We start from the raw sequence: 13,709 nt of genomic DNA on the forward strand, positions 1-13,709 counted from the left end.
TTCAGTTGTCTTCATTTTCAACACATCACTTATTAGCTGAGCAAAAAGGATTTACCCCTGCGTTGGTCAGCCATTTGGCCAAAATAGGTGTGCGTACCTTGCATGACCTGATTTTGCATTTGCCGTTGCGCTATATTGACGAAACCCGCATTACGGCAATACGTGATTTACGTTTGGGTGATGAGACGCAGGTACAGGGCGAGATTGTGCATGCAGAAGTCACGTACAAGCCACGCAAAGCATTGATTGCACGCTTGCAAGATGAAAGTGGGCAGCTCACGTTACGCTTTTTGCATTTTTATCCCAGCCAAATCACGCAGCTTAAAGAAGGTGCAAAACTGCGCATTTATGGCGAAGTGCGCCACGGATTTTTTGGTTACGAGATGGTGCATCCGCAATGCAAAGCGTGGCGCGAGGATACACCCATCAATGCAGTATTAACGCCGGTTTACCCCACTACCGCAGGTTTATCGCAAGCGCATATTCGTAAAGCGGTAATGCTCGCTTTGCAGCGCGATCTTCTATTTGAAACGCTACCGGCGTCCATCTATGCCGAGCATCGCTTGCCTAGTTTTGCCGAAAGCATACGCACCTTACATCAACCCAGTCCGGATGTTTCACTGGAGGCATTACAGGCACGTCGGTTGCCAGCGTGGCGTCGATTGGCGTTTGATGAGTTGCTGGCGCAGCAACTTTCCATGCGCAAACATCACGCAAAAAGGCGTAGTTTGGATGCACCCAGTGTCGCTGCATCCGTGAAGTGGGTGCCAGCACTGCTCAAGCATTTGGCGTTTCAGCTTACTGCAGCACAACAAAAAGTCACTGCGGAAATCGCGCACGATTTAGCACAACCGTACCCTATGCAGCGATTGCTACAAGGCGATGTGGGTAGCGGAAAAACCATTGTGGCATGTATTGCGGCACTACAAGCCATTGAGCATGATTGGCAAGTGGCCTTGATGGCGCCGACAGAAATTCTGGCGGAACAGCACTATAAAAAATTTATGCAATGGCTAGCGCCGCTGCATATACACATTGCTTGGTTGACCGGCAGCCAAAGCAAAAAAGAGCGCGCACAAGCGCTGGATAGCATCGCCAGTGGCCAAGCGCAGCTGGTGATTGGCACACATGCCTTGTTTCAAGAGGCCGTCGTATTTAAACGTCTGGGCCTGGCCATTATTGATGAGCAGCACCGCTTTGGCGTGCAGCAGCGCTTGGCTTTGCGCCAAAAAGGCCAGCCTGAGCCACACCAGTTAATGATGTCAGCCACACCTATTCCACGCACACTATCGATGAGCTACTACGCAGACTTAGATGTATCGGTGATTGATGAGTTGCCACCGGGCCGTACACCCATTGTCACCAAGCTAGTCTCTGATCAACGGCGAGACGAAATTTTACAGCGCGTGCGTGATGCCTGCCAATCAGGACATCAGGCGTATTGGGTATGCCCGCTGATTGAAGAATCAGAAGCGCTACAATTGCAAACCGCTAACGATACCTATGCTTACATGCAGGCGCAATTTCCTGAACTGAACATAGGCTTGGTGCATGGCCGCATGAAATCCGCAGAAAAACAGGCGGTCATGGAAGCCTTTAGCCAACACCAAACCCAGCTATTGGTTGCAACGACGGTGATTGAGGTGGGCGTGGATGTACCCAACGCAAGCCTGATGGTGATAGAGCATGCAGAGCGTTTTGGACTCAGTCAATTGCATCAGTTGCGCGGTCGGGTAGGGCGCGGCGCTGCCAAAAGTACCTGTATCTTGCTGTATCAGGCTAAGTTATCAGAGGCTGCGCGTGAACGTTTAAAAGTCATGTATGAGTATACGGATGGCTTTTTGATTGCACAGGCCGATTTACAATTGCGTGGGCCGGGTGAGTTTTTAGGTACGCGCCAAAGTGGTGTGCCCATGTTAAAAATCGCCGATATTAACCGTGATGAAGATTTATTGATGGCGGCTAAAGCAACTGCAGAGCAATTATTAGTACAGGCGCCGCAAGCGGTAGACGCACATTTGGCGCGGTGGATGTACCAAGTTGATGAGCTGGTGAAAGTATGACGGGCTGTGTATTAAACCATCACCACAATACAATGTGATAAACGGCTATGCCATAATCTGCAGCTTGAATAAGCAGTCACTTTGAAAATAATCTTAACTTGAAAATATACCCGCATACCGTGAATCAAAGGCAACGTTGGTTACATAAACCGTTTGCTTGCCGTCGGGATCATGCCTGGCTGATCAATCACGATTCGCTGACTGCGCGCTTACAGCAACGCTATGTGCAGTTTTCCGTACAAACGCAGTCCATGCGTTTGGCGCGCGCCATGCAAGATGAAATTCAGTTGCTTGGGCTCAAGCCGCATCAATTGGCGACTGTGCGTGAGGTCAGATTAATCGGCAATCAGCAGGCAGTGGTGTTTGCACATAGCGTGATTCCGAGAAAAGCGTTGAGAGGGCAATGGCATCGACTTGCTCGCCTAGGTAATCAGCCTTTGGGCGCGCTATTGTTTGCCAATCCGCAAGTAAAACGCACGCCGTTACGTTATAAAAAGCTGACACAGCAACATCAGCTATACCAAAAAGCGGTGGCGCACCTTAATCATGCGCCCACTTACCTTTGGGCAAGGCGCTCTGTATTTTACTTAAATTGCGCTAGCATCCATCGTGCTAGTATCTTAGTCACAGAGGTTTTTTTACCGCAACTTTATGAATAAACAAACACTGATGTTGAAATTGGATGCTTATGAGCGCTTGATGCGCTTAGATAAGCCAATTGGTATTTTATTGTTATTGTGGCCCACGCTATGGGCATTACTCATAGCGGGGCGTGGCTATCCAACTCTTTCTATCGTACTTATTTTTGTGACAGGGACTGTGCTGATGCGCAGTGCCGGCTGTGTTTTAAATGACATGGCTGATCGCCGCTACGATGGATTGGTGGAGCGTACCAAATTGCGTCCATTAGCCACGCAAGAGGTGAGTGTAAAAGAAGCGGCTTGGCTGGCACTAGGGCTGTGTCTAATCGCCTTTATGCTCGTGTGTTTTCTAAATCGGCAAACCGTGTTGCTTTCTGTCGCCGCTTTATTTTTAGCCGCTACCTATCCACTCACCAAGCGTTTTTTGGCGATTCCACAAGCGTACCTTGGCGTTGCTTTTGGCTTTGGTATTCCCATGGCGTTTGCAGCCATAAATGATTATGTGCCGCCACTGGCCTGGCAACTGCTGCTTGCTAATGTATTTTGGGCGATTGCCTACGATACAGCGTATGCCATGGTGGATCGTGAAGATGATCTAAAGATTGGCATTCGTTCTTCCGCGATATTTTTTGGGCGCTACGATGTGCTGGCGATCATGGTTTGCTTTGCGGCCATGCAAGGCATATTGATTTATGTCGGCATGTTTATGCGGTTCGGGCTGTTCTACTACGCAGGTTTACTGCTGGCGTTATTACTGATGATGCATCAATACTGGCTCATTAAAAAACGCCTTAAGGCAGATTGCTTTAAGGCGTTTTTGTGGAATAGCTGGATAGGTGGGGCAATTACGTTGGGCTTGTGGTTAGACTTGGTCTTCTACAAAGCCTCACACCTACTATTTTAGTTGCGTGCAAGATCCAATAATTCAAATTCGAAGTGCTCTTCGTTTGCAATTTCCACATTGTCTTTGCTTGTTTCTAGCGCAAGTTGTTTGAATGCTTCTGAGGTTTCGATTTCAGGTAAGTTAATGGTCATGGTTTTTTCCTTTTTCTGTCTACGTGATGTTTTTTCTTCATGCAGTGAAATAACCTCTGCAAGTTTGACTTCTTCTTCTGCAATTTCGCGCAATAGCACAAGCTCTTCAAATACAGGTTTATCAAAGCCAGCACGTGGCTCTAAGCGTGTGTTGTAAATCAGTTCATCTAAGAACACCAAGGCTTTTTCTGTGCCCCAGAGTTTTTGCAACTCTTTAGAAATGCGCTCAAAAGACTCTAGGCTGTTACTGTCAGCAAGCGGTCTTGAAAAGTCTTCAAGCTGCACGTTAAAGTGTTTTTTGCATTCGGTAGCGGCTACTTCAAACTCTTTTTGCATGCCTTCTTTGGCCAGTAAATCTAATAAGAATAACCAGGTGGAAGCTGAGTCTTTCGGGGTTTCGATTAAATGGTTTTGCAGCAACTCAATGGCTAAATGGATGCGGCCGTGTGAAATCAATAACTCGGCATCTTCGGTAATGTGCGTTTCTTCCTGAATGATTTCAGGCATAGCTTGGCTTGGATAAGTGCTATTAAAAAGCGGCGCATTACCCATGTCAGATAGTTCTTCTTGCGGTTTGGTAGAAGCGACAGAAGTTTGTGGCTCAAATGATTCATCTAAGCCAAATGTAAGATTGCTTTCGGCGGCATGCTGCTCGGCTTGCAAGCTTACCCATAAGGCTTGTTCATTTTCTGCGCGCGCAACAGCATTTCTTCTTCTTAACCAGTCTACAAAAAAGTAGCCAGTGGCCAATAAGCCGCCGCCTAAACAAAAGGAAAGCATGCGCAATACATCATTTTGTTGTTTAAGTGTAGTGAGCTCAGCTTGTGTGTTGGTGTTGGCTTGTTTAAGGCTGGCGTTTTGTGCGTACAAGCTATTTAATTGCTTGTCTAAATGCGCCAAGCGGTTGTTCATCACGGTGACTTCATCGGCAAATTCTGCTTGTTCAGAATATGCCTGTGGGTTGGTTTCACGGCTGGTGTTGATACGTTTATCAAATGCCAATTTCATAGGCACATTGGCAAGTTCCCTAAAGTTGACATCGCCACTGGAAATAGACAATCTTGGTTTTGATTCCACAGGTGCAGCAACGCTGGATTTAGGGGTGTTGTAAACAACCTGTGCATTGTGTGCTGCGTTGTTGCTAGTGCTTACTACAGCAGCAGAGTCTGGGTTTGATGCTTTTACTTGTTTTGTGGCTGAGGCTTGACGTTTGCTTTTGCGTGCTGTTTTGACAGTAGCTGCGTTTGTGCTCAATGTACTTGCTGTTTCAGTTTCGGCCTCACTAAAGCTGCTTTGTTCGGCGTTGTGGCTTATGGTCATTTCGCCATTGGTGTCGGTGTCTACATTAGAGATAGTGCTGGCCGGATCAATCAATAATTGATATTGGCGTGTAAATATAGCATCGCAGTGGCCTACCACAGTCAATGAAGCAATCGGTTCCAATACCGCTTTGTTAGAGGTCAAAGACAGAATGCCAGTTTCATCGGAGGTACGATTGAGCTTGAAATTGACGTTGCTGATGGCATTGGTGTCGTCGCTCGCAATTGAAAAGCAGCGCTCATCCATTTTTTTGTCTAGCCCGCTCACCTTAATATTAGCTAGTAAGGGCTGGCCTAAATAAGACTTCACTTGAATATCGCTCAGGCCAATCGCTTTAGAATGCAACGAGTAACCGGTGCCCATCAAGGCAATGGCGATAATGATTGCTTTTCTAAGTTTTAAATTGTTATCCATATCCACCTCTTCATCACAATTGATGAAAACTTCGTCATCATTGTCTGTAGTATAATGTACTCAACTAAGTTGATAATTTTATTAAATATTAAAAATCAATAACTTACGTATTTCTCTGCGTCGTTGTTAACTGCTTTTGATTATATATAAGCAATCGGCATGCCAATATGTGTAATGTGTGTGGTAGACGGCAAAAAAATACTTTCTTAAAATAAGCAACTCGGCGTTGACAAGCGTTAAGGCAAAAGCATATAATCCGCCCTCTTGAATTTATAAGCTATGATTTGGTAGTTATAAAAAATGAAAACATTTTCAGCAAAAACACATGAAGTACAACGTGATTGGTTTGTCATCGACGGCACCGATTTAGTATTGGGTCGTTTGGCGAGTGCTATTGCACACCGTTTACGTGGTAAACATAAAACAATTTACACGCCGCACGTAGATACAGGTGACTACATTGTTGTCATCAATGCGGACAAAATCAAAGTGACAGGCGCAAAAGCGACTGATAAAGAATATCATCGTCACTCTGGTTACCCAGGTGGTATCAGCACCACTACTTTCTCTAAAATGCAAGACCGTTTCCCAGGCCGCGCATTAGAAAAAGCAGTAAAAGGCATGTTGCCAAAAGGCCCATTGGGTTATGCCATGATCAAAAAAATGAAAGTTTATGCTGGCGACAAGCATGAACATGCTGCGCAACAACCGCAAGCATTGACTATCTAAGGATTGCAAAATGATTGGTAAATATAACTACGGTACAGGTCGTCGCAAAAGTTCAGTGGCACGTGTATTCTTAAAATCTGGCAAAGGCAACATCATTGTGAATGATAAGCCTGTAGATGAATATTTCTCACGCGTGACTTCACGTATGATTTTGCGTCAACCATTAGAGTTGACGAACAACACAGCTAGCTTTGATATCATGGTGAATGTGGTTGGCGGCGGTGAGTCTGGTCAAGCCGGTGCAGTGCGTCATGGTATTACTCGCGCTTTGATCGATTACGATGCTGCATTGAAAAGCGCATTGTCACACGCAGGTTTCGTAACACGTGATGCACGTGAAGTAGAACGTAAAAAAGTGGGCTTACGCAAAGCGCGTCGTCGTAAACAATTCTCTAAACGTTAATTGCTTACTACGCTTCATTGAGCGTCTAAGTACAAAAAAAGGTCGCGCTAGCGGCCTTTTTCATTTAAGGTTTCATTTTTAGGGCAAGCACTTATTCATGACACAACAAGTTAAAGTCGGCATTGTAGGTGGCACAGGGTATACCGGTGTGGAGCTTTTGCGTTTGCTAGCAGTGCATCCGCATGTTGAGCTCACGGTGATTACCTCACGTGGCGATGCAGGAACATTGGTAGCGGATATGTTTCCAAATCTGCGGGGATATGTAGATTTGGCGTTTAGCGATCCGGCTACTGCCAATCTGGCTGCCTGTGATGTGGTGTTTTTTGCAACGCCACATGGTGTTGCTATGAGCCAAGCGCAAGCTTTGGTGGCTGCTGGTGTCAAAGTGATTGATTTGGCGGCAGACTTTAGATTGCAAGACACTGCCGTGTTTGAGCGGTGGTACAAAATGCCGCATAGCTGCCCAGAGATTTTACAGAATGCCGTCTATGGTTTACCAGAGCTGTTCCGCACACAGATTAAGCAAGCACAAGTCATCGGTAATCCAGGCTGTTATCCGACCACGGTATTGTTAGGCTTAGCGCCTTTGCTAGAAAAAGGACTGATTGATTTCTCAGCCCCCATCATTGCAGATGCTAAATCGGGCGTATCCGGTGCAGGCCGTAAGGCCGAAGTTGCAACGCTGTTCTCTGAGTCTAGTGACAATATGAAGGCGTATGGTGTTGCTGGACATCGCCATCACCCGGAAATCGAGGCGCAATTAACGCAGTTGGCACATCAGTCACTGCAATTTATTTTTGTGCCACATTTGATTCCAATGATACGGGGCATGTTGTCGACGTTGTATGTCAAGCTATCGGTCGCCGCACAAGACGTGGATTTGCAAAGATTGTATGAAACACGTTATGCGGATGAGTATTTTGTGGATGTGTTGCCAGCTGGGAAACTTCCGGAAACACGTTCGGTCAGAGGAGCAAACCATTTGCGCATTGCCTTGCAGCGTCAGAGTGCAGACTATCTCACATTGGTAGTAGTACAAGATAACTTGGTGAAAGGCGCAGCCGGCCAAGCTGTGCAAAATATGAACATTATGATGGGGCTGGATGAGAAAACAGGCTTACAGGTATTGCCCTTACTCCCCTAATACACTGGTATGAAACCGATACGACGTAAATTTCGCAGTAACTTTGGCTTAACCGCTAAGCAAGTAGCAGTGCGTTCACGTCGTCCCTGGTATTTTCAGTGGCTGTCTGCGTTTATATTCATGTGTTTAGGGGTCGGTTTGGCATTTTGGGCGCTGCACGATAGCGAAAGAGAAACGATTCGTGTACGTTTACAGCAAACAACACTTGAAAATAAAGACCTGCAGACCAAACTAATAGGGGCGCAGCGTGAGTTACAGGTGGAGCTTGCGACAAATAATAACCTTGCAAAAGAGCTAGCAACCGTTCAAGATGAGAACTTGAAGGTCAAAGAAGAGTTGGTGTTTTATAAAAACATGCTGAGTAGAAGAACTGGCAAATAACCAACGTCATGCAGTTTCAATACCGTAGCGTTTTGTAAGGATTGGCAATGTTTTTCAAAAAAAGTAATAAGATTGATAGCAGAATCGATACATTAATCGGCGCGGATACGCGTGTAGAAGGCAATATTTATTTTAGCGGTGGCCTGCGTATTGATGGCGCAGTGTACGGCAATGTAGCAGAGCCAGTGGATTCGCCCAGCACCTTGATTTTAAGTGAACATGGGCGTGTAGAAGGCGCGGTTGCTGCAGCAAAAATTGTATTAAATGGTAAGGTGGTCGGCCCGGTCAAAGCTGGACAATTTATAGAATTGCAGTCGAAGGCACGTATTACGGGTGATTTGCATTACAAATCACTGGAAATGCATACCGGCGCAGTGATTGAAGGTCGCTTGATTTACATTGGTGAAGAGTCCGTAGACTCCGCGGTGTAGCTGGCGGCGCAAGAAATAAAATTTAAGTATTAAATCGTCGAACGTTTGCATGGGGCGGTCGTCGAACACATTATTGTAAGCAACTCAGGCACGAAAAAGGAGCGCACATGAATACAGTTGCAGAATTATCTACAGAGAGTTTGGCCAACATTGAGATGCCAGCACCATTGGTGTTTACCGACAATGCGGCAAAAAAAGTAAAAGAACTGATTGAAGAAGAAGGTACGCCAGATTTGAAGCTGCGCGTATTTGTCAGTGGCGGTGGTTGCTCAGGCTTCCAGTACGGTTTCACTTTTGAAGAGGAAGTGAACGAAGATGATACGCAGGTGCAAAAAGACGCGGTCACCTTACTGATTGACCCAATGAGCTTACAGTATCTTATGGGTGCGGAAATTGATTACCAAGATAGTTTGCAAGGTTCACAGTTTGTGATTCGTAACCCGAATGCACAAACGACCTGCGGCTGTGGGTCCTCATTTTCAGTGTAAGGTATGCAGTTGCACACAACTAAAGCCAAGCATATTGCTTGGCTTTTTTATTGGCTGTGATGAGTGGTATAGAGCATATGAAAAAACTAGTGTTGGTGATTTTTTTGGTCTTGTTGGCATGTGCGGAAAAGCATCCGCCGCAACCTGCAATAGCGCAGGGGGCAACGGTATTGATTCTGGGTGATAGCTTGAGCTATGGCACAGGGGCAAAGCCAGAAGAGGCTTATCCTGAACTATTGGAAAAAGCCACTGGCTGGCATATTGTAAATGCGGGTATTCCTGGCGATACCACCAGTGGCGGCTTACAACGCTTGCCTAACCTGCTGGAGGAGCATCAGCCTAAACTGCTCTTGATTGAATTAGGGGGAAATGATTTATTGCGTCAGGTGCCGACTAAGCAAGTAGAGGAAAACTTGAAATCTATCATCGCACAGGCCAAAACACAGGGTGTGCAAATTGCGTTGGTGGCGATTCCCGAAATCAGTCCGTTGATGGCGGCGGTGGGCAATTTGTCAGACCATCCGCTCTATGCGCGTGTGGCGGAAGAAACCAAGGTGCCTTTAATCACGGATATCTTTTCAGATGTACTGTCCAGGCATGATCTCAAGGCAGATCAGATACATCCGAATGCACAAGGCTATGTGGAGGTGGCTAAGACGATGCAAGAAGCATTAAAGGCGCTTGGATTTGTCCAAGCGCCTTAATTAAGTGAATGGGAAGTTGATTGGCTAGCGTTTGTTAATGGGCACAAACTCACGTCTGTGGTCGCCGGTATATAGCTGTCTTGGCCGACCGATTTTGTGTTCCGGGTCTGCGTTCATCTCGCTCCATTGCGCAATCCAGCCTGCGGTACGCGCTAAGGCAAAAATGGCGGTGAACATGCTATTAGGAATGCCCATTGCACGCATGACGATGCCGCTGTAAAAATCTACGTTTGGATACAGTTTGCGTGAAACGAAGTAATCATCCTCCAGCGCAATACGTTCCAACTCCATCGCCAGTTTAAACATTGGGTCATCATGCAGACCTAATTCGTTTAGCACCTCATGGCAGGTTTTGCGCATGATGGCTGCGCGCGGATCCATATTGCGATAGACGCGATGGCCAAAGCCCATCAGACGGAAGCTGTCGGTTTTATCTTTTGCACGTTTGATAAACTCACCAATACGGCTAACATCACCCATCTCCTCTAGCATTTTAAGCGTGGCTTCGTTAGCGCCGCCGTGGGCTGGCCCCCACAGTGATGCAATGCCTGCGGAGATGCTGGCAAACGGGTTGGCACCGCTAGAGCCTACCAAGCGCACTGTGCTGGTGGAAGCGTTTTGCTCGTGGTCGGCATGTAAGATCAGGATTTTCTCAAATGCCTTAGCCAATACTGGGTTGGGCTCGTATTCTTCACACGGCGTTGCAAACATCATATGCATAAAGTTTTCTGCATAATTGAGTTTGTTTTTTGGGTACATAAACGGTTGACCCAAGTTGTACTTATAACTCCAAGCAGCAATCGTCGGTACCTTGGCCAATAAACGGTAGGCTGAAATTTCGCGATGCTGCGGGTTATATACATCCATTGCATCAAAATAGAACGCTGACATCGAACCGACCACGCCGATCATGACTGCCATAGGGTGTGCGTCGCGTCTGAACCCGCGGAACACATTGCTTAGCTGGTCGTGCAGCATGGTGTGCGTGCCAATCAGTTTGGTGAACTCTTCCCTTTGTGCCGCATTGGGTAACTCACCATGCATCAGCAGATACGAGACTTCTAGAAAATCACAGTGCTCAGCCAATTGCTCAATCGGGTAACCGCGGTAGTAGAGCAGGCCTTGCTCGCCATCAATAAACGTAATATTGGATTGGCAGGCTGCTGTAGACATAAAGCCAGGGTCGTAGGTAAATACGCCATGCTTGCCTAGCGAGCGAATATCAATGACGTCATTGCCCAAAGTGCCAGACAGCACGGGCAATTCAATCGGGCTGCTTTGGTTGTCAAATGTGATGGTTGCTTTGGTAGGTTTTGTTGCCATAAGTGACTCTTTATTAACGTTTATGATCAATTATACGCAATCGAAAGCTGAAATGTTGATAGAACCGGGCACAAATGCCATTGCATGGCAAAAACTGGCAAATTTATTGCACAATTAAAGTGCGCACTGTTGGTGCATAAGCTCAGGCTGGGTAAATTGCACCCAGTACTCTCGGGCCTTTGGCGCCGGTCACGCTAGGCAAGTTACCGGCTTGACCAGTCATGGTTTGTTGCGCTAACCATGCAAAGGCGGCGGCTTCAACCCAATCCACGCCAACATGGAGTGTATCTGTTGTATGCACTGGTGTGTGTTTGAACAAGCCACGTAATGTGTCGACCAGCAAAGTGTTGCGTGCACCACCACCGCACAGATAAATTTCCTCGGTTTGGCTGCAGTGGTCTTGAATCGCTTGGTAAATCGTATGTGCGGTGAACGCAAGCAGGGTGCGTGCAACGTCTTGAGGTGCGTACTGCTCATTGCCCAATTGCGTAGCTAGCCACGCATCGTTGAATAAATCGCGACCGGTGCTTTTTGGTGGCGGTGCTGAAAAGTAAGGGTCGTTCAATAAGGCAGACAGAAGGGCAGGAAGTACTGCACCAGATGCGGCCCAAGCACCATCCGCATCATAATTTTTCTGTAGGTGTTGTTTAATCCAAGTATCCATAAGCATATTGCCTGGGCCAGAATCAAAGCCCAATATTTGGGAGTCTTTGGCATTTGCTTTGGGCAGATACGTAATATTGGCAATGCCCCCAATATTCACCAGTGCCCGACTGTAATCAGCATGGCTAAAAATGGCTTGGTGGAACGCGGGCACCAATGGTGCACCTTGACCGCCCGCCGCAATGTCGCGGCTTCTAAAATCCGCAACCACTGTAATATGGGTGAGCTCCGCCAATAATGCGGCATTGCCGATTTGTAATGTAAATCCCATCTTGCCATCTATCACCGGGCGATGACGGATAGTTTGCCCATGACAACCGATGGCGGCAATTTGATTCGGCAGAAGTTGCTGCTCAGTGAGCAACGCATTCACTGCTTGGGCGTACAAGGTAGCCAAGTCATTGGCCACCATTTGGCTGTACTCTAGCTCGTTATGGTTTGGGGTATGTAATGTTAGTAATGCCGATTTGATCTGTTCTGGATAAGCCAAAAAATGCGTGGCTAAGACCTTGAATTGCTGTGGCCGTGTATCGACTAGACAGACATCTATGCCATCTAGGCTAGTGCCAGACATAATGCCAATATATAGATTAGATGCGTTCATAGGACTCAATTAATGCGTTAGCTGGGGCGACGGATAAGCTGCCAGTTGCGCGCGCTGTTTTAATAATGCCAGTTTGGCCATTAATTGTATGCTCTGTGCGTGAAAAGCGGTTTTAAAATTTCCATCCATCGGCGCGCTGGTCGGCAAGGTAATTTTCATTGGGTCGCGATGGCTGCCATTCACCAAAAACTCATAATGCAAATGTGGGCCAGTAGCCATACCTGTCATGCCTACGTAGCCAATAATATCACCTTGATTTACGGCATCCCCTTTGCGAATGGCGTCTGAAAAGCGCGATAAATGGCCATATACTGTACTCACGCCATTGGGGTGGCTCAGAACCACTACATTGCCATAACCGCCTTTTCTACCCATAAAAGCCACTACGCCATCACCTGCTGCTTTAACGCGGGTGCCGGTTGGCGCGGCCATGTCAACGCCTTGGTGCGCGCGGATGCGTTGTAATATTGGATGGTAACGCCCTGCGCTGAATGAGGAGCTGATGCGCGTATATTCTAACGGGGAGCGTAAAAATGTTTTGTGCAGGCTTTTGCCTTCCGGTGTGTAATAAGCGTATTTGCCGGAGGCGTCACCGTAATGAATGGCTTGATAGGTCTGGCCATTGTTGACAAACTCCACTGCCAACACGTTGCCGGTTTTCATCATTTCGCTGGCATTGTAAAACGCTTCGTAAATCACATGAAAGCGGTCACCCGGACGCAGGTCCTGATAAAAGTCGATTTCTGAAGAAAGAATATCTGCAATTTGAATGGCAATCTGATCGGGAATACCTGCGTCGTCCGTCGCGCCAAATAAAGTGTCTCGAATCACCGCAGATTTTAATACCTGTTGGCTTTCCAGCAACAGTTTTTTAGTGGCAATCACATAGCCGGTGTTGGTCAGGCCAGCGACCAAGATATTTTCCTCATCTAATTCATACTCTAGATAGAGCAATTTCCCCAGTATGTTCGACTTGATTTCCACAATGTGCCCGGGTAGCAGTTGTGTATTCAACGCATGTGCATCTGGGCTGAGTAACAGAAATTTAATGGCCTCATCATCGCGGATATTCATGCGTCTAAGCAATGTTTGCAGCGTGTCATCTTGCCGCACTTGCTCTAATTGCCAGAACGACTCATTGGTATCCAACGTTGGGCTGGGCAAAGGCAGGCTTACTTCTTCTGTAATGGTTTTGAGCGTAAGGAGTTGTGTTTCTGCTTGAGGGGCTGCATTGAAGGCCATACATAAAACAATGGCTAACACTGCGCTGATTGCAATCAGCCATTGAAACTTGGTTTTGTGGCGTGAAAATTTGCGTTTAGAAAACATAATGTTTGCGTTAAAATGTGGGCGATGCTTTGTGCAA

The 13,709-nt window shown here is 46.8% G+C and carries 14 protein-coding genes; 10 read left to right on the forward strand and 4 right to left on the reverse strand.

Annotated elements, in window-relative coordinates; all coding sequences use genetic code 11:
* The first annotated feature begins 5 nt into the window (after window positions 1-5).
* The 3 genes from recG to ubiA all read left to right on the forward strand — a co-directional run bounded on the left by recG (window position 6) and on the right by ubiA (window position 3,608).
* A complete protein-coding gene (gene recG / locus A3Q3_RS0109630) occupies window positions 6-2,063 on the forward strand; it encodes an ATP-dependent DNA helicase RecG (RefSeq protein ID WP_020183384.1) in 2,058 nt (685 codons plus the stop codon).
* Window positions 2,064-2,161: 98 nt separating this feature from the next.
* The gene (locus tag A3Q3_RS0109635) at window positions 2,162-2,722 is read left to right on the forward strand and encodes a chorismate lyase (RefSeq protein ID WP_020183385.1); all 561 of its coding nucleotides are present in this window, start codon (window positions 2,162-2,164) and stop codon (window positions 2,720-2,722) included.
* Window positions 2,715-3,608, forward strand: a complete 894-nt coding sequence (ubiA, locus tag A3Q3_RS0109640) for a 4-hydroxybenzoate octaprenyltransferase (RefSeq protein WP_020183386.1) — start codon at window positions 2,715-2,717, stop codon at window positions 3,606-3,608. The genes A3Q3_RS0109635 and ubiA overlap by 8 nt, the downstream gene beginning before the upstream one ends.
* On the opposite strand, the gene A3Q3_RS0109645 is transcribed toward ubiA, so the two are convergent.
* Window positions 3,605-5,473: a FimV family protein gene (locus A3Q3_RS0109645; protein WP_020183387.1), complete on the reverse strand. Its 1,869-nt coding sequence runs from the start codon at window positions 5,471-5,473 to the stop codon at window positions 3,605-3,607. The genes ubiA and A3Q3_RS0109645 overlap by 4 nt on opposite strands.
* Window positions 5,474-5,773: 300 nt before the next feature.
* Here A3Q3_RS0109645 and rplM point away from each other — a divergent pair, with 300 nt between their 5' ends.
* The 7 genes from rplM (at window position 5,774) to A3Q3_RS0109680 (ending at window position 9,753) form a co-directional block, all read left to right on the forward strand.
* Window positions 5,774-6,202: a 50S ribosomal protein L13 gene (gene rplM, locus A3Q3_RS0109650; RefSeq protein ID WP_020183388.1), complete on the forward strand. Its 429-nt coding sequence runs from the start codon at window positions 5,774-5,776 to the stop codon at window positions 6,200-6,202.
* A 10-nt stretch (window positions 6,203-6,212) separates the two neighbouring features.
* Window positions 6,213-6,605, forward strand: a complete 393-nt coding sequence (gene rpsI, locus A3Q3_RS0109655; protein ID WP_020183389.1) for a 30S ribosomal protein S9 — start codon at window positions 6,213-6,215, stop codon at window positions 6,603-6,605.
* A gap of 97 nt (window positions 6,606-6,702) precedes the next feature.
* Complete coding sequence (gene argC, locus A3Q3_RS0109660) at window positions 6,703-7,749, forward strand: N-acetyl-gamma-glutamyl-phosphate reductase (protein ID WP_020183390.1); 1,047 nt, start codon at window positions 6,703-6,705, stop codon at window positions 7,747-7,749.
* 9 nt (window positions 7,750-7,758) lie between these two features.
* Window positions 7,759-8,130 carry a hypothetical protein gene (locus tag A3Q3_RS0109665; RefSeq protein ID WP_020183391.1) on the forward strand — a complete coding sequence of 124 codons (372 nt, stop codon included), beginning with the start codon at window positions 7,759-7,761 and terminating at the stop codon, window positions 8,128-8,130.
* Window positions 8,131-8,177: 47 nt separating this feature from the next.
* On the forward strand, window positions 8,178-8,561 hold the full coding sequence (locus tag A3Q3_RS0109670; protein ID WP_020183392.1) for a polymer-forming cytoskeletal protein: 384 nt from the start codon (window positions 8,178-8,180) through the stop codon (window positions 8,559-8,561).
* A 107-nt stretch (window positions 8,562-8,668) separates the two neighbouring features.
* Entirely contained in the window at window positions 8,669-9,049 is a 381-nt protein-coding gene (gene erpA, locus A3Q3_RS0109675) for an iron-sulfur cluster insertion protein ErpA (RefSeq protein ID WP_020183393.1), read from the forward strand.
* A gap of 38 nt (window positions 9,050-9,087) precedes the next feature.
* Window positions 9,088-9,753, forward strand: a complete 666-nt coding sequence (locus A3Q3_RS0109680) for an arylesterase (protein WP_020183394.1) — start codon at window positions 9,088-9,090, stop codon at window positions 9,751-9,753.
* 24 nt (window positions 9,754-9,777) lie between these two features.
* Here A3Q3_RS0109680 and gltA read toward each other — a convergent pair whose 3' ends face one another.
* From gltA to A3Q3_RS0109700, 3 genes are all read right to left on the reverse strand, one after another.
* Entirely contained in the window at window positions 9,778-11,076 is a 1,299-nt protein-coding gene (gltA, locus tag A3Q3_RS0109685; protein WP_020183395.1) for a citrate synthase, read from the reverse strand.
* Between the two features lie 142 nt (window positions 11,077-11,218).
* Window positions 11,219-12,343: an anhydro-N-acetylmuramic acid kinase gene (locus tag A3Q3_RS0109695; protein ID WP_020183397.1), complete on the reverse strand. Its 1,125-nt coding sequence runs from the start codon at window positions 12,341-12,343 to the stop codon at window positions 11,219-11,221.
* A 9-nt stretch (window positions 12,344-12,352) separates the two neighbouring features.
* Window positions 12,353-13,672, reverse strand: coding sequence for a M23 family metallopeptidase (locus A3Q3_RS0109700; RefSeq protein WP_020183398.1), 1,320 nt, complete (start codon window positions 13,670-13,672; stop codon window positions 12,353-12,355).
* Between the last annotated feature and the right edge of the window lie 37 nt (window positions 13,673-13,709).

The sequence above is a fragment of the Methylotenera sp. 1P/1 genome (assembly GCF_000384355.1).
In the GTDB taxonomy this organism is placed as follows: domain Bacteria; phylum Pseudomonadota; class Gammaproteobacteria; order Burkholderiales; family Methylophilaceae; genus Methylophilus.